23 protein-coding genes, 4 tRNA genes and 1 pseudogene are annotated in these 22,611 nt (G+C 58.7%); 14 read left to right on the top strand and 14 right to left on the bottom strand.

The window, feature by feature from the left end; all coding sequences use genetic code 11:
• Positions 1 to 95: 95 nt before the first annotated feature.
• The 4 genes from ACRRSD_RS11005 to ACRRSD_RS10990 all read right to left on the bottom strand — a co-directional run bounded on the left by ACRRSD_RS11005 (position 96) and on the right by ACRRSD_RS10990 (position 4,403).
• On the bottom strand, positions 96 to 1,442 hold the full coding sequence (locus ACRRSD_RS11005; protein ID WP_435038070.1) for a sigma-54-dependent transcriptional regulator: 1,347 nt from the start codon (positions 1,440 to 1,442) through the stop codon (positions 96 to 98).
• Positions 1,439 to 3,028: a sensor histidine kinase gene (locus ACRRSD_RS11000; protein ID WP_435038499.1), complete on the bottom strand. Its 1,590-nt coding sequence runs from the start codon at positions 3,026 to 3,028 to the stop codon at positions 1,439 to 1,441. Before ACRRSD_RS11000 ends, ACRRSD_RS11005 begins: the two co-directional genes overlap by 4 nt.
• Positions 3,018 to 3,260, bottom strand: a complete 243-nt coding sequence (locus tag ACRRSD_RS10995) for a PP0621 family protein (protein ID WP_435038069.1) — start codon at positions 3,258 to 3,260, stop codon at positions 3,018 to 3,020. The genes ACRRSD_RS11000 and ACRRSD_RS10995 overlap by 11 nt, the downstream gene beginning before the upstream one ends.
• A gap of 126 nt (positions 3,261 to 3,386) precedes the next feature.
• A complete protein-coding gene (locus ACRRSD_RS10990; protein ID WP_093434846.1) occupies positions 3,387 to 4,403 on the bottom strand; it encodes an outer membrane protein assembly factor BamD in 1,017 nt (338 codons plus the stop codon).
• 151 nt (positions 4,404 to 4,554) lie between these two features.
• Here ACRRSD_RS10990 and rluD point away from each other — a divergent pair, with 151 nt between their 5' ends.
• The 9 genes and pseudogenes from rluD (at position 4,555) to ACRRSD_RS10945 (ending at position 11,435) form a co-directional block, all read left to right on the top strand.
• The gene (gene rluD, locus ACRRSD_RS10985; RefSeq protein WP_042610487.1) at positions 4,555 to 5,517 is read left to right on the top strand and encodes a 23S rRNA pseudouridine(1911/1915/1917) synthase RluD; all 963 of its coding nucleotides are present in this window, start codon (positions 4,555 to 4,557) and stop codon (positions 5,515 to 5,517) included.
• Positions 5,514 to 6,236, top strand: a complete 723-nt coding sequence (gene pgeF, locus ACRRSD_RS10980) for a peptidoglycan editing factor PgeF (protein WP_435038068.1) — start codon at positions 5,514 to 5,516, stop codon at positions 6,234 to 6,236. The genes rluD and pgeF overlap by 4 nt, the downstream gene beginning before the upstream one ends.
• 130 nt (positions 6,237 to 6,366) lie before the next feature.
• On the top strand, positions 6,367 to 8,931 hold the full coding sequence (clpB, locus tag ACRRSD_RS10975; RefSeq protein ID WP_435038067.1) for an ATP-dependent chaperone ClpB: 2,565 nt from the start codon (positions 6,367 to 6,369) through the stop codon (positions 8,929 to 8,931).
• Positions 8,932 to 9,228: 297 nt separating this feature from the next.
• Positions 9,229 to 9,304: transfer RNA gene (locus tag ACRRSD_RS10970), tRNA-Asn, on the top strand.
• A 9-nt stretch (positions 9,305 to 9,313) separates the two neighbouring features.
• A tRNA-Pro gene (locus tag ACRRSD_RS10965) sits at positions 9,314 to 9,390 on the top strand.
• 5 nt (positions 9,391 to 9,395) lie between these two features.
• A tRNA-Lys gene (locus ACRRSD_RS10960) sits at positions 9,396 to 9,471 on the top strand.
• 97 nt (positions 9,472 to 9,568) lie between these two features.
• A tRNA-Pro gene (locus ACRRSD_RS10955) sits at positions 9,569 to 9,645 on the top strand.
• 164 nt (positions 9,646 to 9,809) lie between these two features.
• A pseudogene (locus ACRRSD_RS10950) lies at positions 9,810 to 10,580 on the top strand (MCP four helix bundle domain-containing protein); the annotation flags it as partial.
• Positions 10,572 to 11,435, top strand: a complete 864-nt coding sequence (locus tag ACRRSD_RS10945) for a methyl-accepting chemotaxis protein (RefSeq protein WP_371044025.1) — start codon at positions 10,572 to 10,574, stop codon at positions 11,433 to 11,435. The pseudogene ACRRSD_RS10950 and the gene ACRRSD_RS10945, both read left to right, overlap by 9 nt.
• 59 nt (positions 11,436 to 11,494) lie before the next feature.
• On the opposite strand, the gene ACRRSD_RS10940 is transcribed toward ACRRSD_RS10945, so the two are convergent.
• The 5 genes from ACRRSD_RS10940 to ACRRSD_RS10920 form a co-directional block, all read right to left on the bottom strand.
• Positions 11,495 to 11,902, bottom strand: coding sequence for an HvfA family oxazolone/thioamide-modified RiPP metallophore (locus ACRRSD_RS10940; protein ID WP_016986236.1), 408 nt, complete (start codon positions 11,900 to 11,902; stop codon positions 11,495 to 11,497).
• Between the two features lie 283 nt (positions 11,903 to 12,185).
• Positions 12,186 to 13,484 carry an NAD(P)/FAD-dependent oxidoreductase gene (locus tag ACRRSD_RS10935; RefSeq protein WP_016986237.1) on the bottom strand — a complete coding sequence of 433 codons (1,299 nt, stop codon included), beginning with the start codon at positions 13,482 to 13,484 and terminating at the stop codon, positions 12,186 to 12,188.
• A gap of 63 nt (positions 13,485 to 13,547) precedes the next feature.
• Complete coding sequence (locus tag ACRRSD_RS10930) at positions 13,548 to 13,721, bottom strand: DUF3094 domain-containing protein (protein ID WP_007909875.1); 174 nt, start codon at positions 13,719 to 13,721, stop codon at positions 13,548 to 13,550.
• A gap of 51 nt (positions 13,722 to 13,772) precedes the next feature.
• On the bottom strand, positions 13,773 to 14,300 hold the full coding sequence (locus tag ACRRSD_RS10925; protein WP_435038066.1) for an MOSC domain-containing protein: 528 nt from the start codon (positions 14,298 to 14,300) through the stop codon (positions 13,773 to 13,775).
• Positions 14,297 to 14,923, bottom strand: a complete 627-nt coding sequence (locus ACRRSD_RS10920; protein ID WP_435038065.1) for a DUF1780 domain-containing protein — start codon at positions 14,921 to 14,923, stop codon at positions 14,297 to 14,299. Before ACRRSD_RS10920 ends, ACRRSD_RS10925 begins: the two co-directional genes overlap by 4 nt.
• Positions 14,924 to 15,053: 130 nt before the next feature.
• Here ACRRSD_RS10920 and ACRRSD_RS10915 point away from each other — a divergent pair, with 130 nt between their 5' ends.
• The 3 genes from ACRRSD_RS10915 to ACRRSD_RS10905 all read left to right on the top strand — a co-directional run bounded on the left by ACRRSD_RS10915 (position 15,054) and on the right by ACRRSD_RS10905 (position 16,488).
• A complete protein-coding gene (locus ACRRSD_RS10915; protein WP_435038064.1) occupies positions 15,054 to 15,521 on the top strand; it encodes an FAD/FMN-containing dehydrogenase in 468 nt (155 codons plus the stop codon).
• Positions 15,518 to 16,207, top strand: a complete 690-nt coding sequence (locus tag ACRRSD_RS10910) for an energy-coupling factor ABC transporter permease (protein WP_435038063.1) — start codon at positions 15,518 to 15,520, stop codon at positions 16,205 to 16,207. The genes ACRRSD_RS10915 and ACRRSD_RS10910 overlap by 4 nt, the downstream gene beginning before the upstream one ends.
• A 65-nt stretch (positions 16,208 to 16,272) precedes the next feature.
• Positions 16,273 to 16,488 carry a hypothetical protein gene (locus ACRRSD_RS10905; protein ID WP_435038062.1) on the top strand — a complete coding sequence of 72 codons (216 nt, stop codon included), beginning with the start codon at positions 16,273 to 16,275 and terminating at the stop codon, positions 16,486 to 16,488.
• Between the two features lie 5 nt (positions 16,489 to 16,493).
• Here the strand turns inward: ACRRSD_RS10905 and yacG are convergent, their stop codons facing one another.
• From yacG to pilB, 5 genes are read right to left on the bottom strand one after another with little or no spacing between them, the layout of a single operon-like run.
• On the bottom strand, positions 16,494 to 16,694 hold the full coding sequence (gene yacG / locus ACRRSD_RS10900; RefSeq protein WP_435038061.1) for a DNA gyrase inhibitor YacG: 201 nt from the start codon (positions 16,692 to 16,694) through the stop codon (positions 16,494 to 16,496).
• A complete protein-coding gene (coaE, locus tag ACRRSD_RS10895; protein ID WP_435038060.1) occupies positions 16,691 to 17,314 on the bottom strand; it encodes a dephospho-CoA kinase in 624 nt (207 codons plus the stop codon). Before coaE ends, yacG begins: the two co-directional genes overlap by 4 nt.
• Positions 17,311 to 18,183, bottom strand: a complete 873-nt coding sequence (locus ACRRSD_RS10890) for a prepilin peptidase (RefSeq protein ID WP_435038059.1) — start codon at positions 18,181 to 18,183, stop codon at positions 17,311 to 17,313. Before ACRRSD_RS10890 ends, coaE begins: the two co-directional genes overlap by 4 nt.
• 1 nt (position 18,184) lies before the next feature.
• Positions 18,185 to 19,402, bottom strand: a complete 1,218-nt coding sequence (locus ACRRSD_RS10885; protein WP_435038058.1) for a type II secretion system F family protein — start codon at positions 19,400 to 19,402, stop codon at positions 18,185 to 18,187.
• Between the two features lie 2 nt (positions 19,403 to 19,404).
• Complete coding sequence (gene pilB, locus ACRRSD_RS10880; protein ID WP_435038057.1) at positions 19,405 to 21,105, bottom strand: type IV-A pilus assembly ATPase PilB; 1,701 nt, start codon at positions 21,103 to 21,105, stop codon at positions 19,405 to 19,407.
• A gap of 225 nt (positions 21,106 to 21,330) precedes the next feature.
• Between pilB and ACRRSD_RS10875 the strand changes: the two genes are divergently transcribed.
• Positions 21,331 to 21,762 (top strand): pilin, encoded by a 432-nt coding sequence (locus ACRRSD_RS10875; protein ID WP_122607925.1) that lies wholly within the window; start codon positions 21,331 to 21,333, stop codon positions 21,760 to 21,762.
• 295 nt (positions 21,763 to 22,057) lie between these two features.
• Positions 22,058 to 22,414 carry a BON domain-containing protein gene (locus tag ACRRSD_RS10870; protein WP_414872138.1) on the top strand — a complete coding sequence of 119 codons (357 nt, stop codon included), beginning with the start codon at positions 22,058 to 22,060 and terminating at the stop codon, positions 22,412 to 22,414.
• Positions 22,415 to 22,611: the final 197 nt, after the last annotated feature.

Genomic DNA, 22,611 nt, shown 5'->3' with positions numbered 1-22,611 from the left:
TGGCAGATCGCTTTCGCGAGCAGGCTCGCTCCCACAGTTGATCTTGGTCGTTCACAAAATCCAATGTGGGAGCGAGCCTGCTCGCGAAGGGGCCCTCAATCCAGGCCCAATTTCTTCAGGCGATAACGCATCGACCGAAACGAAAGGCTCAACCGCTGCGCCGCCGCCGTGCGATTCCAGCGCGTTTCTTCCAGCGCTTGCAGAATCAGCTTCCGCTCGACGTTCTCCAGATAATCCTCCAGATTATCGATCTGGGTCAGATCGGCAATCCCGCCATCCGCCGCACAATTGCCTTCACTCAGACGCAAATCCTGCGCCTCGATCGTGCGGTTTTCACACAAGGTGTGCGCCCGTTCGAGAACGTTCTCCAGCTCCCGTACATTCCCCGGAAACCGGTAATTCTTCAAGGCTTCCAACGCCTGCGGATGCAAGCGTGCTGCCGGCTGGCCGGTGTCTTTGGCGAGGCGCTTGAGCATATTGGCCGCCAGCACTTCAATGTCATCACGGCGCTCACGCAGGGACGGCACGCGCAATTCGATTACGTTGAGACGGTAATACAGATCCTGACGAAAGCGCTCGGCCGCGACTTCGGCATCGAGATCCTTGTGGGTGGCGCAAAGAATCCGCACATCGACCACGCTCTCCTGCTGGCCGCCGACACTGCGCACGGCTTTTTCCTGAATTGCGCGCAGTAACTTCACCTGCATCGACAACGGCAAGTCCGCTACTTCATCGAGAAACAACGTGCCGCCATGCGCTGCTTGAAACAGCCCTGGCTTGTCTTCGACCGCGCCAGTGAAACTGCCTTTGCGATGGCCGAAAAACTCGCTTTCCATCAGCTCCGAAGGAATCGCCCCGCAGTTGACCGGAACGAACGGCTGGCTGGCGCGCGGCCCTTGCTCATGAATCAGGCGAGCGACCAGTTCCTTGCCACTGCCCGACTCGCCACTGATGTACACCGGCGCCTGGCTGCGAGCGAGTTTGTCGATTTGCTTGCGCAGACTGCGCATCGGCGGCGAATCGCCCAGCAAGCGCCGTTCTATCGTTGTAAAGCTGCCTCCTGCCGCCGGCATGCGCAGGGCCGTGCCGACCAGTTCGCGCAGGCGCGTGAGGTCCACCGGTTTGGTCAGGAAGTCGAAAGCACCTGCTTTCAATGCGTTGATGGCCGTTTCCAGGCTGCCATAGGCGGTGATCATCGCTACAGGCAGTTGTGGATAACGTTGCTGAATGTGCTGCACCAGTTCCAGGCCCGTACCGTCGGGCAGGCGCATGTCGGTCAGGCACAGGTCGAAGCTCTCGCGGTTCAGCAGTGCCTGCGCTTCAGCCAGATTGCGCGCGCTGTGGGTGTCGAGTTTCATCCGTCCCAGGGTGATTTCCAGGAGTTCGCGGATGTCCGGTTCGTCGTCGACGATGAGGATTTTTTGCCGTGGGCTCGTATTCAACTTTGTTTCCGTCCGTGAGCAAAGGTGATGCGAAAGCAGCCGCCGCCTTGGCGTGATTGAAAGTCTAGGCGCGCTTGGTTGCTTTCGCACAGCTCACGGGACAGATAAAGACCAAGACCGGTGCCCTGGCTGCTGGTGGTGAAGAACGGTTCGAACAGATGCGTCTGTTCATCGGCTGGCACGCCGGGGCCGTTGTCCTGCACTTCGAGGACCGCCAACTGGCTGTCGGGGTCGATGAACAGGGCCAGCCAGACTTGCGCCTGATCGTGCAGCAGGGCGCTGTGGCGCCAACCGTTGCGTAACAGATTGTCGAGAATCTGCGTGAGCTGGCCGGGGTCCATCAGCGTGGTGAAATCCCCCGAATGGGTCCGCAGGTGAATCAGCTGGTGCTCGCTGGCCTGTTCGCGGCTCTCGGAGACGAAGTTTTCCAGCCATGGCTTGAGATCCAGCCGTTGCGGGGCGCTCTGTTGGCGGCGGGACAGTTGCAGGACGTTTTCGATGACTCGGTTCATGCGTTGGGAGTGGTCTTGAATGATCTGTGTCAGACGCCGATCCGCGCTGTCGAGTTCCTCGGATTCAGCCAATAGCTGTGCGGCGTGACTGATGGCACCCAGCGGATTGCGGATCTCGTGGGAGATGCCGGCGGTCAAGCGGCCGAGTGCGGCAAGTTTCAGTTGCTGCGCTTGCTGGGCGATTTGCGCGAGGTCTTCGAGAAACACCAGGGTTTGCTGTTTGGGACTTTGTTCGAGGGCGATGAAACTCGGTTGCAGCTCCAGGCCGTTGCCGGGGATTTTCAGGCTTTGTGGACGCAGGGTCGGGTTATTCATCCACAGTTGCAGGCGATCAACCAGCGCGGTCGAATAGTCATCGATCAGGTGTCCCTGAAGATGCGATTGCGCGAGCAGGGTTTGCGCGCTGTGGTTGGCCAGCTGCACCCGACGCTCTTCGTCGAGCACCAGAATGCCGGTGCGCATGCGTTGCAGGATCAGCGCGTTGAGGGCTTCGAGGCCGACGACTTCGCTGGCGCGCTTTTCCGCGAGTGTCTCGCTGACTTCGAGGCGAGTGATCAGTCCTTGCACCAGCAACGACGCGGCAAAGCACAATGCACCGAGGGTGCCGGCTTGCATGTATTCATTGGCGCTTAGCGGGTGGTTGAAACTCAGCAGGAAACTCGAACCGACGATGCCCAGCGCCGCGATCGCGGCGATCAACAGGCCGATGCGCCGTCGTAGCAGGGTGTTGCTGATCGCCACCGAGACGATCAGTAAATTGCCCAGCGCACTGCCAACCCCGCCCGCCGCAAAGAACAAACCGCATAAAAGCAGGACATCGACGAGGGCCAGACTGAACAGCTGCGCCGGCCGTCGCGTGTTCTCAAGGAATACCACCAGCAGAATGTTGAGGATCAGATACAGCCAGCTGCCGCCGCGCAGCAATTCGTCATTGGCCGAGGTCAGCAGGCGGTTGTCCATGTTGCTGGAGATCAGCAACACCAGTGTGATGCCGACGCTTAGACGGTAAAGATGATAAAGGCGCAGCAGGCGCTGCGCCTGTTTGCTGTCGGCGCTGGTGGCCTCAGCGATCACTGGCACCCGGGCCTTGCTCAAGGTGAGCCTGGCTGCAATACCACTGTTGTTGAACGCTCAGCGCACGGTCGCGCGGTAAATGCACGCCGCAATGGGCGCAGCGCACCATCGGTGGAGCGTCCTGTTCGCGAGGGGCGCGATTGGATTGATTGGACGCGACAGGCGCCTTGAATTTACGCCACAACCATATCGCGGCGAAAATCACGACGATCCAGAACAATATACGAAGCATGATGAGCGGCTTTTCGACTGATGATCCGGCAGTTTAGCCAAGGACCCGACAAGCGCACAGCCAATTAAAGCGCGGAAATGAAAAAGGGAGATCCGCAGATCTCCCTTTTCTGTACATCCGATGTGATCAGTCGAACACGCCGAAAGTCATGTAGCTGAACCACGAGCGGTCGGTGTTGCTCGACTCAGGCTCCGGCTCTTCGATCACGTCGCCGTTTTCGTCTTTAGGCTTGAGCTCGTTCGGGATCGCGTCTTTCGCGTCCTGGAACTGCTTCTGCACGTCCTGGTTGGCGCGGGTTTCGCCCGGCGGCAGTGGTGGACGCGACTCGATCAAGCCCAAAGTCGCCTTGCTCAGGAACGAACGGTTGTCGGCTTCGGCAACCCGTGGCACGAACTGGCCATCCTGCAGGCTCGGGTGATTCGGGTAATTGAGCTTCAGGGTTTCCAGGCTGGTCGCCGCCAGATCGTCCAGGTGCAGACGCTGATAGGCTTCAGTCATCACCGCCAGGCCGTCACCGACCGATGGGGTTTCCTGGAAGTTTTCCACGACGTAACGGCCACGGTTGGCAGCGGCTACATAAGCCTGACGGGTCAGGTAGTAGTCGGCCACGTGGATTTCGTAAGCTGCCAGCAGGTTGCGCAGGTAGATCATGCGCTGCTTGGCGTCCGGCGCGTAGCGGCTGTTCGGGTAACGGCTGGTCAGCTGGGCAAACTCGTTGTACGAGTCGCGCGCGGCGCCCGGGTCACGCTTGGTCATGTCCAGCGGCAGGAAGCGCGCCAGCAGGCCGACGTCCTGATCGAAAGAAGTCAGACCTTTGAGGTAGTACGCGTAATCCACGTTCGGGTGCTGCGGATGCAAACGAATGAAACGCTCGGCAGCGGACTTTGCAGCTTCCGGCTCGGCGTTTTTATAGTTGGCGTAGATCAGCTCCAGCTGTGCCTGATCGGCGTAGCGACCGAACGGATAACGCGACTCCAGAGCCTTCAGCTTGGCTGTGGCGCTGGTGTAGCTGTTGTTGTCCAGGTCAGTCTGAGCCTGCTGATACAGCTCGGCTTCGCTGAGGTTTTCGTCTACGACTTCCTTCGATGAGCAAGCAGCGGTCAATGCGAGGATGGCGATCAGCAGCAGGTGTTTCACTTGCATGGCGGCTTGCGTCCCTATGACGGCCGCTGTCTTGGGCGGGGCCGTCCTGTTATGATGAGCGCCCCGTTGAAAAGCCTCGGGGCAAAAGACGCCGTATTTAACCACAAGCGCGCAGCCGAAACCAAAAGCTGTGCCGACGCACAGTCAGAGCATGTCCGATAAAATTGAACTTCGCGCAGAGGTGCCGTCCGAATTGGGCGGCCAACGCCTCGATCAAGTCGCAGCCCAACTCTTCGCTGAGCACTCTCGCTCGCGCCTTTCCGCCTGGATCAAAGAAGGTCGCCTGACTGTGGACGGGGCGGTCATCCGCCCTCGCGACATCGTGCACGGCGGTGCCATCCTTGAGCTGACTGCCGAGCAGGAAGCCCAGGGCGAGTGGATCGCCCAGGACATCGAACTCGACATCGTCTATGAAGACGACGACATTCTGGTGATCAACAAGCCTGCGGGCCTGGTGGTGCACCCGGCTGCCGGTCACGCCGATGGCACGCTGCTCAACGCCTTGCTGCACCACGTGCCGGACATCATCAATGTCCCGCGCGCCGGTATCGTGCATCGTCTGGACAAGGACACCACCGGTCTGATGGTGGTGGCCAAGACCATTCAGGCGCAGACCAAACTGGTCGCACAGCTGCAAAGCCGTAGCGTCAGCCGCATCTACGAGTGCATCGTGATTGGCGTGGTGACGGCCGGTGGCAAGATCAACGCGCCGATCGGTCGCCACGGCCAGCAGCGCCAGCGCATGGCGGTAATGGAAGGTGGCAAGCCTGCCGTCAGTCATTACCGCGTGCTGGAGCGCTTCCGTTCCCACACCCATGTACGGGTGAAACTGGAAACCGGTCGTACGCACCAGATCCGCGTGCACATGGCGCACATCAACTTCCCGTTGGTCGGCGACCCGGCGTACGGCGGTCGTTTCCGCATTCCGCCAGCGGCCAACCCGACGATGGTTGAATCGCTCAAGCATTTCCCGCGTCAGGCCCTGCACGCGCGTTTCCTTGAGCTGGATCACCCGACGAGCGGTGAGCGCATGAGCTGGGAATCGCCGCTGCCGGAGGATTTCGTCTGGCTGCTGACCCTGCTCAAGCAGGATCGCGAGGCCTTCGTCGGATGAACTGGCTGACGCCGGACTGGCCTGCGCCGGCCAGCGTCAAAGCCTGCGTCACCACCCGTGAGGGCGGTGTCAGCGCGGCGCCGTTCGACAGTCTCAATCTGGGCGATCATGTTGATGATCGTCCTGAGGCGGTCGCCGAGAACCGTCGGCGCCTCACTGAACACTTCTCTATAAAGCCTGCCTGGTTGCAGCAAGTGCACGGGATTACCGTGGCGCATGCTGATCCGAGCATTGTTGCGACCGCCGATGCCAGCTGGACGACAACGCCGGGCATTGCCTGCGCAGCGATGACGGCGGATTGTCTGCCGGCATTGTTCTGTGATCGTGCCGGTACTCGCGTCGCAGCGGCTCACGCCGGTTGGCGTGGTCTGGCGGCGGGTGTGCTGGAAGCGACCCTCGACAGCCTCGATGTTCCGGCTGAAGAAGTGCTGGTCTGGCTCGGCCCGGCCATCGGCCCGCAAGCCTTTGAAGTCGGCCCGGAAGTGCGGGAAGTCTTCGTCAAGCAATTGCCGGAAGCGGCGGATGCCTTTGTACCGAGCAGCAATGCTGGCAAGTTCATGGCCGACATCTATAGCTTGGCGCGTCTGCGTCTGGCAGCCCGCGGTGTCACAGCGGTTTACGGCGGCGGTTTGTGCACCGTCACCGATCCGCGCTTCTTTTCCTACCGTCGTGCATCTCGCACCGGTCGCTTCGCCTCCCTTATCTGGCTCACCCGCTAGACTTGCCTGACCTGAATCAACTCTCTGACGCTTGAATCTCCCAGAATTGACCACATCTACAGTGGTATCTGGCAGGTTTCTTTATTCAGGATGGTTTTTAGGTCCGGCCTGCTCAAAAGGAAGGTGACTTATGCGAATAGACCGTTTAACCAGCAAATTACAGTTGGCCTTGTCCGACGCCCAGTCGTTGGCTGTCGGCCACGATCATCCGGCCATCGAGCCGGCGCACTTGATGCAAGCCATGCTTGAGCAGCAGGGTGGTTCGATCAAACCTCTGCTGATGCAAGTGGGCTTCGACGTCAACAGCTTGCGCAAAGAGCTGACCAAAGAGCTCGACCAATTACCGAAAATCCAGAACCCCACCGGCGACGTCAACATGTCGCAGGATCTGGCGCGCCTGCTTAACCAGGCCGACCGTCTGGCCCAGCAGAAGGGCGACCAGTTCATTTCCAGCGAATTGGTATTACTCGCGGCGATGGACGAGAACAGCAAGCTTGGCAAGTTGTTGCTCGGTCAGGGCGTGAGCAAGAAAGCCCTGGAAAACGCGATCAACAACCTGCGCGGCGGCGAAGCGGTGAATGACGCCAACCACGAAGAGTCGCGCCAGGCGCTGGATAAATACACCGTCGACCTGACCAAGCGCGCCGAAGACGGCAAGCTCGATCCAGTGATCGGTCGTGATGACGAAATCCGTCGCACCATCCAGGTTCTGCAACGCCGCACCAAGAACAACCCGGTGCTGATCGGCGAACCTGGCGTGGGTAAAACCGCCATTGCCGAAGGTCTGGCCCAGCGCATCATCAACGGCGAAGTGCCGGACGGCCTTAAAGGCAAGCGTCTGCTCTCGCTGGACATGGGCGCGCTGATTGCCGGTGCCAAGTATCGCGGTGAGTTCGAAGAGCGCCTGAAATCGCTGCTCAACGAGCTGTCGAAGCAGGAAGGACAGATCATTCTGTTTATCGACGAACTGCACACCATGGTTGGCGCCGGGAAAGGCGAAGGCTCGATGGACGCCGGCAACATGCTCAAGCCTGCGCTGGCTCGTGGTGAGTTGCACTGCGTTGGTGCGACCACGCTCAACGAGTACCGCCAATATATAGAGAAGGACGCGGCGCTCGAGCGACGCTTCCAGAAAGTCCTGGTGGATGAGCCGAGCGAAGAAGACACCATCGCTATCCTGCGCGGCCTTAAAGAGCGTTACGAGGTTCACCACAAGGTGGCGATCACCGACGGTGCGATCATCGCGGCAGCAAAGCTCAGCCATCGCTACATCACTGACCGGCAGTTGCCGGACAAGGCCATCGACCTGATCGACGAGGCCGCCAGCCGCATCCGCATGGAAATCGATTCCAAGCCGGAAGTTCTGGATCGTCTGGAGCGTCGCCTGATTCAGTTGAAGGTGGAATCCCAGGCGCTGAAGAAAGAAAGCGACGAGGCGGCGATGAAACGTCTGGAAAAACTCCAGGAAGAAATCGTCCGTCACGAGCGTGAGTACTCGGATCTGGAAGAAATCTGGAACTCGGAAAAAGCCGAGGTGCAGGGTTCTGCGCAGATTCAGCAGAAGATCGAGCAGTCGCGTCAGGAACTGGAAGCCGCGCGCCGTAAAGGCGACCTCAACCGTATGGCTGAATTGCAGTACGGGGTGATCCCGGATCTGGAACGCAGCCTGCAAATGGTCGACCAGCACGGCAAGAGCGAAAACCAGCTGTTGCGCAGCAAAGTGACTGAAGAAGAAATCGCTGAAGTTGTATCAAAGTGGACCGGCATCCCTGTGTCGAAAATGCTCGAAGGCGAGCGCGACAAGCTGATGAAGATGGAAAGCCTGTTGCACAAACGAGTCATCGGTCAGGAAGAGGCCGTGGTCGCTGTGGCCAACGCCGTGCGGCGTTCGCGTGCCGGGTTGTCCGACCCGAATCGTCCGAGCGGCTCGTTCATGTTCCTCGGCCCGACCGGTGTCGGTAAAACCGAGCTGTGCAAGGCGCTGGCCGAATTCCTTTTTGATACTGAGGAGGCGATGGTGCGGATCGATATGTCCGAGTTCATGGAGAAACATTCCGTGGCTCGCCTGATCGGTGCGCCACCGGGATACGTCGGTTACGAAGAGGGCGGTTATCTGACCGAAGCGGTACGCCGCAAGCCTTACTCGGTGATCCTGCTGGACGAAGTCGAGAAAGCGCACCCGGATGTGTTCAACATCTTGCTGCAAGTGCTTGAGGATGGTCGTCTGACCGACAGCCATGGCCGTACGGTGGACTTCCGCAATACCGTGATCGTCATGACTTCGAACCTCGGCTCTGTGCAGATTCAGGAACTGGTCGGTGATCGCGAGGCTCAACGGGCTGCAGTCATGGATGCGCTGACGTCGCACTTCCGTCCGGAGTTCATCAACCGGGTCGACGAAGTGGTGATCTTCGAGCCTTTGGCACGGGATCAGATTGCGGGCATTACCGAGATCCAGTTGGGCCGTCTGCGTACTCGTCTGGCCGAGCGCGAGCTGAAGCTGGAACTCAGCCCAGAGGCGATGGACAAGTTGATCGCCGTTGGTTACGACCCGGTGTATGGCGCACGTCCTTTGAAACGGGCGATTCAGCGCTGGATCGAAAACCCGCTGGCGCAACTGATCCTCTCGGGTCACTTCATGCCAGGCGACACGGCGACCGGCGCTGTCGAGAACGACGAAATCGTTTTCAACTGAGTCCAGGCGCCAATGAAAATTGGGAGGCTCTACATCGTAGGGCCTTTTTTTTCGTTAGGCTGTTGAACTCAAAGGAAAAGGCTTGTAAAGTGCGCCCCGCAGTCAGTCGCCAAGACGGTCTCAGCTCACTGAGTTGAAATCTGAAATAAGTTGCAAATCATTAACTTGAAAGCAATTTAGGGGGTTGACAGAGGTGTTCTAGGTTGTAGAATAGCGCGCCTCAGACACACGAACGCAGCGATGCGAACGAGTGACTAGATGCAACAAGTTTCACCGTTGTAAATTGAAATATGTAGTTCCGTGATAGCTCAGTCGGTAGAGCAAATGACTGTTAATCATTGGGTCCCAGGTTCGAGTCCTGGTCACGGAGCCAATTTCAAACCGGGGTATAGCGCAGTCCGGTAGCGCGCCTGCTTTGGGAGCAGGATGTCAGGAGTTCGAATCCCCTTACCCCGACCATTTTTGGGTCGTTAGCTCAGTTGGTAGAGCAGTTGGCTTTTAACCAATTGGTCGTAGGTTCGAATCCCACACGACCCACCATTTTTGAAACCAGTTAGCGCTGGGATCGAATCTTAAGATCAGAGGCCAAAAGCGCTGATCGAAGAAGGCGATCTTTGAAAGGTCGCCTTTTTTTTACCGGGGTATAGCGCAGTCCGGTAGCGCGCCTGCTTTGGGAGCAGGATGTCAGGAGTTCGAATCCCCTTACCCCGACCATATTAAAAATCCTCGTATCGAAAGATACGGGGATTTTTTTTGTCCTACAAAAACTCATTTCCCCTTCAAGTCATCATACAACCTGCCGATAGCCCGCTAACAAGAGGGGACTGCCATGGCTTCGCCCCTTGAATCTGGCCAATACAAGAATAAGGGCGTTCGTCATGTTGCTTCGTCAGTTGAATATTGCTCCCCGGGCTGCCCTGGGATTTGCCCTGATCGCGGTGTTGGTGGCATTGCTCGGCGTATTTGCGCTCGGGCAGATGTCGAGCATTCGCGACAGCGAGGTCGCGGTAGAAAATCAGTGGCTGCCGAGCATTCGTGGCGGTGACGAGATCCGCGAGATCATGCTGCGCATCCGCACCATCTCGCTGCGCATGGCGCTGGATCAGGACCCGGCCAACATTGCGACTTACCGCAGCCAGATGGACACCCGCGACAAGGAGTTGAGCGAGAAAATCGCCGCCTACGACAAACTGGTCGACACCCCGGAAGGCCAGCAGCTATACGACCAATTCAGAAAGACATTTGCCGCGTATCGCAGCGGTATCGCTCAATCCTTCGCCCTCGCCGAGCAAGGCAAGCGTGATGAGTTGACCAAATTGTTGCTGGTCGACATGAAAACTGTCGTCGATGGTTCCGGCAAGCAACTCAATGATCTGGCGGACCTGTTCGCCAAACAGGTCGCCGCCGAAAGCCAGAAGTCCGCTGCGCACTACGAAAATTCGCGCACGATTGTCAGCTTGTTCATCGCCTTGGCCGCGCTGGCCACGGTGGCACTGGCGATGATGCTCACGCGCAGTATCGTTCGGCCGCTGAGCAGCGCTGTCAGCGCAGCAGAAAGTGTCGCGCAGGGCGATCTGACCCGGCCGATCGAGACCCATGGCAATGATGAAGTCAGTCGCTTGCTCAAGGCTCTGGCGACCATGCAGCAGAACCTGCGCGAGACGCTGCAAGGCATCAGTGGTTCGGCGACGCAACTGGCGACGGCTGCCGATGAACTCAATGCGGTAACACTCGACAGCACACAGGGGCTGCAGCAGCAGAACAACGAAATCGAACAAGCTGCGACTGCGGTCAATCAGATGACGGCCGCAGTGGAAGAGGTCGCACGCAATGCGGTGTCGACGTCTGACGCGACCCGTCAATCCAGCGAGTCGGCGCATCTGGGCCAGGTGCGCGTCAGTGAGACCGCCACCGCCATCAATGCCCTGGCCAGCGATGTGCAGCAGACCGGTGAGTTGGTGCAATCACTGGCCAACCAGTCGCAGGACATCGGCAAAGTGCTGGACGTGATTCGGGCGATTGCCGAGCAGACCAACCTGCTGGCGCTCAACGCGGCGATTGAAGCGGCGCGCGCCGGTGAGAGCGGGCGAGGCTTTGCTGTAGTCGCCGATGAAGTGCGGGCGCTGGCTTATCGCACGCAGCAATCGACGCAGGAGATCGAGCAAATGGTTCAGGGCATGCGCAGCGGTTCGAGCCTGGCGCTGGATTCGATGCAGGCCAGCACGGCGCGGGCAACCACCACGCTGGCGTTGGCTGAGCGCGCCGGTGAGGCGCTGCAAACCATTACCGCGTCGGTGCATGAGATCCATGAGCGCAATCTGGTGATTGCCAGCGCGGCGGAAGAACAAGCGCAAGTCGCCCGCGAAGTCGATCGCAATCTGGTGAACATTCGTGATTTGTCGGTACGTTCTGCCGCAGGTGCTGACCAGACCAGTGCCTCCAGCCATGAGTTGTCGCAGCTGGCCAATGCTTTGCAGGGCATGGTGCGGCGTTTCCAGCTGTAAATAACCACACATGAAAAAGCCGCGCTTCTCACAGGAGAAGCGCGGCTTTTTTCTGCCGATCAGGCGCCGTCTTGATCCTTCAGGTGTTCGAACAGGCCTTTCGGCATCTTCTTGCCGTTGGCTTCAAAGTTGGCCTTTACGTTGTTGTAGGCCTCTTGCTCGTCGATGAAACCGTCATGGTTGGTGTCGATCTTGTCGAAGTCGGACTTCGGCGCGACTTTGAGGAATTCGGCGCGGGAGACCTTGCCGTCACCATCGCTGTCAGTCTTGGCCATCGAAGCATCGCCACACTTGCCTTCACCGCATTTGCCTTCCGGCGCTTTCACCGAGGTTTCCGCCGAGGCGACCATGTAGCCCTGCGCCAGTGGCTGGGCGGCAAATACCGAGCCGGACAACATCAGACCGCCAGCCAGTGCGGCGCCGATCAGGCCAATGGATTTTTTACCGAGGGTCGAAGTACGGGACATATACATTCTCCAGGGCTGCGCTGTGCAACCACACGTTAAGGACGATTGCCTGAGCAGGTGTGCTCGGGTGTGGCCATTAAGCGGTCGCGGTGTATCGCGACTGTGTCGCGTAGCGGGGGAGTTTGTAAGCGAAGGGCGATAAGGAGGGCGCAGATACACTACGAGACAGAATCACAGATCAAATGTAGGCCTTCGCCTGCTCGCGATAGCGGTGTGTCATTCAACAATGATGTCGACTGACCCACCGCTATCGCGAGCAGGCGAAGGCCTACAGGTTTTTACATCAATGCAGTTTCAGACGCGGCTCGGTGCCACGACCAATCTTGCTGCCCAGCATCAGCATCGCCGTGCGGAACGGCCCGTACAGCGCCATCTGGTGCATGCGATACAGCGATACGTAAAACATCCGCGCCAGCCAGCCTTCGAGCATCACGCTGCCGGTCAGGTTGCCCATCAAGTTACCCACAGCCGAAAAACGCGACAGCGAGATCAGCGAGCCGTAGTCGGTGTACTTGTATTCCGGCAGGGTCTTGCCTTCGATGCGCAACTTCAGGGACTTGGCCAGCAGCGACGCCTGTTGGTGCGCCGCTTGTGCGCGTGGCGGTACGTTGCGATCGGTGCCGGGTTGCGGGCACGCGGCGCAGTCACCGAAGGCGAAGATGTTCTCGTCGCGAGTGGTTTGCAGGGTCGGCAGCACTTGCAGTTGATTGATGCGGTTGGTTTCCAGGCCGTCGATGTCCTTGAGAAAACCCGGTGCGCGAATACCGGCAGCCCAGACTTTCAGGCTGGCCTTGATCTCATTGCCATCGGCCGTGATCAGACTGTCGGCGGTCACTTCGCTGACCGAAGCGTTGGTCATCACATTGACCCCGAGCTTTTCCAGGGTTTTGTGCACCGGCCCGCTGATGCGCTCAGGCAGGGCGGGCAGCACCCGTGGCCCGGCTTCGATCAGGGTGATGTGCATGTTTTCCGGTTTGATCCGGTCCAGGCCATACGCCGCCAGTTCATGGGCGGCATTGTGCAGTTCTGCCGCCAGCTCGACGCCCGTGGCGCCAGCGCCGACGATCGCGACGCTGATCTGCTCGACCACATCGGTTTGCCCGGCGTGTGCACGCAGGTAGTGATTCAACAGTTGCTGGTGAAAGCGCTCGGCCTGTTTGCGGGTATCGAGGAACAGGCAGTGCTGCGCCGCGCCCTGAGTGCCGAAATCATTGGTGGTGCTGCCGACGCTGATCACCAGCGAGTCGTACTGCACTTCACGCGCCGGCACTAGCTCGACGCCGTTTTCGTCGTAGGTCGCCGCCAACTGGATTTTCTTCTGTGCGCGATCAAGCCCGCTCATGCGCCCCAGCTGGAACTCGAAGTGGTTCCATTTCGCTTGGGCAACATAGTTGAGTTCGTCTTCGGAAGAGTTCAGCGATCCGGCGGCCACTTCGTGCAGCAGTGGTTTCCAGATGTGCGTCAGGTTGGCGTCGACCAGCATCACGCTGGCCGTGCCGCGCTTGCCCAGAGTCTTACCCAGACGGGTAGCCAACTCCAGACCGCCGGCGCCGCCGCCGACAATAACAATACGATGGGACATGGGGATAACTCGCAAGGTTTTTAAAGGAAATCGGTGCGGTTACCCAAGCGAGCGCGAGGCTGCTCATAGCGTCAGGTAACTGATAAATCGGCTCAACAGGCCAAGACCAATGGTCACTGCCAGCACCAGCACCAGGAGCATCCACGGCCGGAATGGCCGGCGCTCGACTCGGTGCTGGGACAGTTGCAGGTACTCTTCGACATGTTTCTGGTCTTCAGGGTTCAGGCGGCTGGTCATATTTGCCTCGTCAGGTAGACGTTGCTGAATGGGCAGAAGCTACAGCGGTTTTTATCCGGGGTTGAACGCAGCATAGCCGCTGTCCGGAACCGGCTCGACGCTCACACTATCTTCGAGGCGAATGATCCCGCTTTGTAACACCCGCGCGGTAATTCCGCCATGCCCGCGCACCGCTTGAAACGTGCCGGGGCCGAGGTTGTTCTGCAAGCGTGCGCAGGGCTGACACCAGCCCGTGGTTTCGAATATTGCCTGACCGATGCGAAAGCGCCGACCCTTGAGACTAAACAAATTGATACCGCTGATAACGAGATTGCGCCGCAGATCTTCAGGTCTGACCGGTTGATCGTGCGCACGGCCCATCAATCCGCTGATCACCGCCAAATGTTCCCACTGGATCAGGGTCACCTGCCGTGCGTTGCGCACACCGGGGCGGGCGTGATCGCCGGTCAGTCCAGCTTCAAGTCGAGCCTCCACGGCATCGAGTTCGATCATCGGCCCACGGGATTCTGGACGCACGCCGATCCAGCGCACACATCCGGTCTGCGGCACATCGGCGATCAATTGCTGCAGCGGCGTCACAGGCTGATCCCGACATCGAAAACGATGCTGCGACCGAGGTTGCTGCGCAGGAAGTCCGGTGCGTCCGGGTGGGCGAACAGCACTCGGGCGAAGGCCGGGCCGACCAGCGATAGTGAGCGCCAACCCTGGCGCAGATATTCAGTGGGCGGGGGGAAATGGCTGTTCAGATCCAGCACCTCACGTTTAAGACTGGCGAAGGCGATGATGTCCAGTTCGCCCAGGTCCATGCCGCGTTCTTTGTAGTTGTGCGCTTTTTTGCGCAAGGTCGGCGCCAGTCGCAGCAGGAATTCATTAGCCGGAATCCGCTTGGGCTTGGCTTCACGGCGCACCAGTTGGCTGAGGGAAAAGGCGCTGCGGCGGCGCTGCAGTTCATCGCGCCATTCGTCGTTGAGCCGGCGCCCCTCGTCGAGCACAAAGAACACCTCGAAATTGGCATCGCGAAACAGCACGTCCGGCGGTTCGCCGGCCGGCGCGAATTCGTCGGCACGGTAGGGAATGTTCAGGCCTTGCAGCAGGCGTTGGCAAACCCAACGCTCACGCTCCCATTTGCGGGCATTGGACAGAAAGGCGTTGGCCTGCTCGGCCGCGATGGTCAGCAGGCGTAAATAATCTGAGTCATCCATAAGCCCAAGCTTAGCGTTCAAATGCGACAAGCTGAAAGCGTTACGCGGCAAAGTGCATCAGTGGGCAGTCGAGAAGGGCGGTGTAGACTCATGGAAATCGATTGTTTGCGTCAAACCGTGAGGACTTATCGTGAAATTTCGCTGGCTGCTGCTGTTTGCTGTTTTTCCGCTGTTTGCCCATGCACTCGAAACCGGCGAGCGTCTTGCACCCTGGACGTTGCTTGATCAGTACGAGCAGCCCTTCACCCTAGACGACAGCACTACAACGTTGCTGGTAGCGCGGGATATGGACGGCGCCAAGCTGATCAAAGAAGCGTTGAAGGATCAGCCCAAGGGCTATCTGGAGGCGCGCCACGCGGTATTCGTTGCCGATATCCAGCGCATGCCGGCGCTGATTGCCAGGATGTTTGCCGTACCGGCCATGCGCGACTACCACTACCGGGTCATGCTTGATCGAGAAGGCCGGGTCGCGTCGCGCTATCCCGTCGCAGAAGGCCAGGTGTTGTGGTTGCAATTGAAGGACGGTCGATTGCTTTCGCAACGTGAGTACGCCAACGCGAGCGAACTGCGTGAGGCGCTGGAGAAGGCGCGCCCATGATCGGCGTCGAGGTGCTGGCGACTGAAAGTCTGCTGCTGGGCTGGCTGATTTATCTGTCGGTGCTGCTTTGGGCGATCGTGCGGGCGCCGTGGGTCGAGTTATTCAGCGACAGCCGGCGTCAGCATCTGCTGTTCGGCACCGTGTTTGCGTTGTTTCTGTTGTGGTTGATGCGCAGGGATTTCGACACGGGCGTGTCGTATCACTTCCTCGGCATGACGGCGGTAACGCTGTTGCTGGACTGGCCGCTGGCAATTGTCGGCGGGCTGGTGGCGCAAATCGGCCTGGTGCTGCTCGGGCGTCAGGATCTCGCGGCGATGGGGGTCAATGGCGCGATGTTCATTTTGCTGCCGGTGCTGGTCACCGAGTGCGTGGCAATCCTTGTCGAGCGTGCTCAACCGCGCAACCCGTTCGTGTACATCTTCTGTTCCGGTTTTTTTGCCGCCGCGTTGTCGGCCTTGTTGTGCCTGATCCTCAGCCTGACGCTGCTGTGGTACGACGGCCTCTTCGCCATGCCGGAATGGCTGGAAGATTTCATCGGTTACGTGTGGCTGATCATTTTTCCCGAGGCGTTCATCAACGGCATGATCGTCAGTGCGCTGGTGGTATTCAGCCCGGAATGGCTGGAGACCTTCAACCGCACGCGCTACCTTTCGGCGCCGTGGAAGGACGACGACCCCAAGTCTTGATCCATATCAAACCCGCCAGACGCGGGAAATTTCATGCTCGCGCAAATCCCTTCAGGAGCAGCGGCATGAGCGTTTACGAGTGGGCAAGGCAGGAGACCCGGCAGAGTCTGGACATGGCGCAGGAGGTGGGCTTTGACCCGGGGTTGAGTTTGCGTGCCTTGCTCAGTGCGGTGGTGCAGCAGAGCAAGGCTGTGCGCAACGCCGAAGACCTGGCCGACGAGTTGCGCTTTCTAGCGGAAAACCTCGACGACGAACAGGACTACAGCTTTATGCGGCCCTGATCAGGTCAGTGGCGCGGATCGAAATCGCCGGAAAACAGCTCGTCCTCGGCATCCGGTGCGACCGGAATCTTGTGTTCTTCCGACGCCCATGCGCCGAGGTCGATCAATTTGCAGCGATCGGAGCAGAACGGACGGAATTTGTTCTCGGGAGTGTATTCCACGGGGGCGCCGCAGGTTGGGCAGTCAACGGTGGGGATCTGGCTCATGCTTGGCCTCCGGATAAAGTCAGGTAAAAGTGATGCAGACGCTCGACCTCGCACTGCAACCAGGCGAGGTCGCGATCATTGACCACCACGTCGTCGGCACGGCTCACTCGGTCTTCGCGGCTCGACTGAGCCTTGAGGATCGCCTGAACCTGCTGCTCGCTGGTCTGGTCACGCTGCAAGGTGCGTTCGATCTGCAATTGTTGCGGGGCGTCGATCACCAGGATGCGCTGGGTCATCGCGTATTGCCCGGATTCGATCAACAGCGGCGACACCAGAATCGCGTAAGGCGATTTTGCCAGCGCCAGATGATGGGCGATTTCCTCGGCGATCAACGGATGAAGCAGGGATTCTAGCCAGCGACGTTGCTCCGGCACTTCGAAGATCAGCTTGCGCAGGGCGGCGCGATCCAGCGTGCCATCGGCCTGCAACACGTCGGGGCCGAAGTGTTCGGCAATCTTCGCCAGCGCCGGGCGCCCCGGTTCAACCACCCAGCGCGCCGCGTGATCGGCATCCACCACGTGGATACCCAGATCAATGAAGTGCTGAGCCGCCGCGCTCTTGCCGCTGCCGATGCCGCCGGTGAGGCCGAGAATCCAGGGTTTTTCCACAGGGGTATTCATTTCAAACCGACAAACTGCCAATAGAAGTCGGTTATTTGACCACCCCAGAGCAAGGCAATCCAGCCGGCAATTGCCAGATAAGGGCCGAAAGGGATTGGCGTCGAGGTTTTCTGCTCGCGAAGGCGCAATAAAATCACCCCGATAATGGCGCCGACCAGCGATGACAACAGGATCGTCAGCGGCAGAATCTGCCAGCCGCCCCAGGCGCCGAGCAGCGCCAACAGCTTGAAATCTCCGTGACCGATGCCGTCCTTGCCGGTCAGCAGTTTGAACAGCCAGAACACCGACCACAACGCCAGGTAACCGGCCACCGCGCCCCACAGCGCATCGTGCAAAGATACGAACAGGCCGAAACTGTTGACGATCAACCCCAGCCACAACAACGGCAGCACCAGCACATCTGGCAGCAGTTGATGCTCAGTGTCGATCAGACTCATCGCCAGCAAACCCCACGTCAGGACAATCAGCAGGCATGCCGCCCAACCGAAGCCGATATGCCAGGCGATGAAGGCCGAGAGCAGCCCGCAAGCCAGTTCGGTCAGCGGATAACGTTTGCTGATGGGCGCAGCACACGCGGAACAACGCCCGCGCAGCCACAGATAACTGAGCAGGGGAACGTTCTCCCACGGACGGATCCGGTGGGCGCAATGCGGGCATTCAGAGTGCGGCAGCATCAGGTTGTAAGTGGGCAGCGGCGTCTCGCCGGGCAAACCGAGCACATCATGGGCCTGCTGGCGCCAATCGCGTTCGAGCATTTTCGGCAGACGCCAGATCAGCACGTTGAGAAAGCTGCCGACCACCAGACCGAGCAGCAGGGCGGTAAAGACAAAGGCCAGCGGATACAGGGCAAACAGTTCGTCGATAGGCATGTCAGATCGCTGAGCCGAGTTGGAAGATCGGCAGGTACATGGCTACCACCAGACCACCGACGATCACCCCCAGTACGACCATGATGAACGGCTCCATGAGACTGGTGAGGTTGTCGACCATGTTATCCACTTCCTCTTCGTAAAATCCCGCGACCTTGTCGAGCATCTCGTCCAGCGCGCCGGACTCTTCGCCGATCGCGGTCATCTGCACGGCCATGTTGGGAAAGACCCCGGTGCTGCGCATCGAAAAATTCAGCTGCATACCGGTTGAGACATCCTGGCGAATCCGCAGCACGGCACGTTTGAACACCACATTGCCGGTGGCGCCGGCCACCGAGTCGAGCGCTTCCACCAGCGGCACACCGGCAGCGAATGTGGTCGACAGGGTTCGAGCGAATCGCGCCACGGCGGACTTGTACATCAGCGTGCCCACCAAGGGCAGTTTCAACAGCCAGGTGTCTTTGCGATCGCGTAATGCCTGAGATGTTTTCAGTGCATGGCGGGTACCAAAGATCGCCGCGACCAGCGCACCGAGAATCGCCCACCACCATTGCTGCATGAACTCCGAAAGGCTGATCACCATCAGGGTGAACGCTGGCAACTCAGCGCCGAAACCGGAAAACACGGATTGAAATTGCGGTACCACTTTCACCAGCAGAATTCCGGTCACGACCGCTGCGACCAGCACGACGGCGGTGGGGTAGGTCATGGCTTTTTTGATTTTGGCCTTGAGCTGTTCGCTTTTTTCCTTATAAGTCGCGACACGTTCGAGCAAGGTGTCGAGCGCGCCGGACTGCTCGCCGGCATCGACCAGGTTGCAATACAACTCGTCGAAGTATTGCGGCTTCTTGCGCAGGGCTGCGGCGAAGCTGTTACCGGCCGCGACCTCCTGTTTCACCTCGTCTACCAGTTTGCGCATGGCCGGGTTTTCAAAGCCTTCGCCGATGATGTCGAACGACTGCAACAGCGGCACGCCGGCCTTCATCATGGTCGCCATCTGCCGGGTGAACAGGGCGATATCCTGGGCCTTGATACGTTTGCCAAAGCTCAACAGTGACGCGGATTTTTTGCGCACCTTGCCCGGGTTGATCCCCTGTTTGCGCAATTGTGCCTTGATCAACGCCGGGTTCTGTCCGCTCAACTCACCGGTGACCTTACTGCCTTTCCTGTCCGTACCTTCCCAGGCATAAATACTGATTTTCGCTGCCTTGACCGCCATGTTCAGTCCTTGGTGACCCGGTTGATTTCTTCAAGGCTGGTGATGCCTTGCATGGCCTTGTGCAGCCCGGAGGTGCGCAGGTCGTCGAAGCCGTCGCGGCGCATTTGCAGGTCAATTTCCAGCGAATTGCCTTCGGCCATGATCAAGTGTTGCAGTGCCGGTGTGTTTTTCACCACTTCATAAATCCCCACGCGTCCCTTGTAACCGCCGTTGCAGTGATCGCAACCGACCGGCTCGTAGATCGTGAAATGGCCGATGCGTTCCTCGGGGAAACCTTCCTTGATCAAGGTTTCGCGCGGGATCTCGATGGCTTTCTTGCAGTGGCTGCACAGTTTGCGTGCCAGGCGTTGGGCGATGATCAGGCTGACCGAGGTGGCGATGTTGAAGCCGGGAATGCCCATGTTGTGCAGACGGGTCAGGGTTTCCGCGGCGCTGTTGGTGTGCAGGGTCGAGAGCACCAGGTGACCGGTCTGCGCGGCTTTGATCGCGATCTCGGCGGTTTCCAGATCGCGGATCTCGCCGACCATGATCACGTCCGGGTCCTGACGCAGAAACGAGCGCAGCGCCTGGGCAAAGTCGAGCCCTTGTTTGGGATTGACGTTGACCTGATTGATGCCTTCCATATTGATCTCTACCGGGTCCTCGGCGGTGGAGATATTGATGTCGACGGTATTGAGGATATTCAGGCCGGTGTACAGCGACACGGTTTTCCCCGACCCGGTGGGGCCGGTGACCAGAATCATCCCCTGTGGCTGTTTGAGCGCGGCCATGTACAAGTCTTTCTGCACCGGCTCATAGCCGAGGGCGTCGATGCCGATCTGTGCGCTGGACGGGTCGAGAATCCGGATCACCACTTTTTCGCCCCACAGGGTCGGCAGGGTGTTGACCCGGAAATCGATCGACTTGCTTTTCGACAGGCGCATCTTGATCCGCCCGTCCTGGGGTTTGCGCCGTTCCGAAATATCGAGACTGGCCATGACCTTCAGGCGTGCGGCGATACGCCCGGCCAGTTGAATCGGTGGCTTGGCCACCTCGCGCAGGATGCCGTCGGTGCGCACCCGCACCCGGTAGTTTTTCTCGTAAGGCTCGAAATGCAAATCGGACGAGCCGCTCTTGATCGCATCGAGCAGCATCTTGTGCACGAAACGCACCACTGGCGCATCGTCGGCGTCGAGGCCACCGATGGCCTCCTGTTTGCTGTCGTCGATGGATTCGACATCGAGGCCATCAAGATCGACATCGGCCATGTCCTCAAGGCCGCTGGTGTGGGTATCGAAGAACTTCTCGATGGCATCGGTGAGTTTGTCGTCCTCGACCAGAATGGCTTCGGTGCTCAGCCCGGTGCTGAACTGGATGTCGTTGATCGCTTGATGGTTGCTCGGGTCTGAAATGCCCACGAACAGCTTGTTGCCACGTCGCCACAGGGGCAGGGCGTGATGCTGGCGCACGAGTTTTTCGCTGACCAGGCCTTTGGGCTGGGTTTCCTTGTCGAGGCAGTTGAGATCAAGGAACGCCATGCCGAAATGCTCGCTGGCAATCTCGGCCACCTGCCAGCTCTTGACCAGTTTGTTCTGCACCAGATAGCTGACCAGCGACAAACGATTGCGCTGGGCCTGTTGCCAGGCTTGCTGGGCGCTTTTTTCCGTGAGCAGCTCGGCCTGCACCAATTGCTTGGCCAGACCGCTCAGAGCGATGTCATTCATGGGGATTCCGCACGCTTGCAGTTCATGACTTATAGCCTAGTCAAGTGACAGCGCCAAACACGGCCAGTGCAGGTGACAAAAAGTGTCAGATAGTGCGGTTGTGGGTTGTAGGAAATGGCGTTGTAGAGGGTTCGCACTCAACGGGCGGGGCTTGGAGGCGTTGGCATGGCCTATGCTGCTTCCCTTTCAGATCATGAGATTTCGACTCATGCATGGAGTGTGTCTATGAAAAAACAACAAGGTTTTACTTTGATCGAGCTGTTGATCGTGGTGGCGATCATCGGGATTCTGGCGACCATCGCCTTGCCGCAATATTCCAAGTATCAGGCGCGGTCGAAGGTGACGGCGGGGCTGGCGGAAATCAGCGCAATGAAAGTGCCGTTCGAGGATGTGATTAATCAAGGCACCGATCCATCGCTGACTAACGTGGCGGGCAGTGCAACGGTTACAACCTCCAATTGTTCGGTATCTGCATCGGGCACAGCTTCCTCGGGTGCCGGGTCAATTGTTTGCACGATTAAAAACGCTCCAGGCCCGGTACTCGACAAAACCATCACACTGACCCGCTCTTCCGGTACGGGCGCAGGTGTCTGGACGTGTGCCACGACGGTTGCACCGGATTACTCGCCAAAAGGCTGTACGGCAAGCGGTACATGATTAGTTGATGGACAGGTAAATGCCCCGCACTGCGGGGCATTTTTCATTGCGCAGCCGTTCACAAAAGCTTCAATAATTTCAGCGTCTTAGGAACTTTCCAAAAAACCGCAACTTGCATGTGAATATTGCGCGCGTCATGCAAATTGCATGATTCCGAAAATCTGCGTTAAGCATAAACTATTGATTTACAAGGGTTTTATGTTGATGGAAAAGTTGGCACAGCGTTCGCAACTACCTTGGTAACCCTGCTGACAAGACAACCAGCAGACTTTCCAGAAAAACAGGAGTTACTCGTATGAAGAAGTTCGCTATCACTGCCGCTGCTGCTACCGCGCTGACCCTGACCATGGCTTCCGGTGCATTCGCACAATCCACCCAGGCTACCCAGGCTCCAATGACTTTGGCTGCCGGTGAAGTCACCCAGGCTAAAGAAGCTACTTCTGACACCTGGATCACTACTAAAGTCAAAGCTGACCTGGTCACCGAAAAAGGCATTCCAGGTACTGACATCAAAGTAGAAACCAACAAAGGCGTTGTATCGCTGTCGTCGACTACTGCTGTAACTGATGCGCAGAAAGCCACAGCTGTTGCGATCGCCAAGAAAATCAAAGGCGTCAAAGCGGTCTCCGCTGACGGCCTGAAAGCCGAGTAAGGCATGACTTCTCGCCTGGACCGGGAGAAGACGCGACAGACGGGCCGAGCAATACGTCTGCCGCAACTTTAGAGTTCATGCGAACGGTCACACGGATGTGACCATTACAGGCCCCGCCACTTGTGTCGGGGCCTGTTCTATTTCAGGGGCAACACAAAACAATTGTGGGAGCGAGCCTGCTCGCGAATGCGGTCTTT

Origin of the sequence: Pseudomonas neuropathica (assembly GCF_051174785.1) — a bacterium.
Classification (GTDB): Bacteria; Pseudomonadota; Gammaproteobacteria; order Pseudomonadales; family Pseudomonadaceae; genus Aquipseudomonas; species Aquipseudomonas neuropathica_A.
This window is presented reverse-complemented; position numbering and strand designations above follow the sequence as displayed.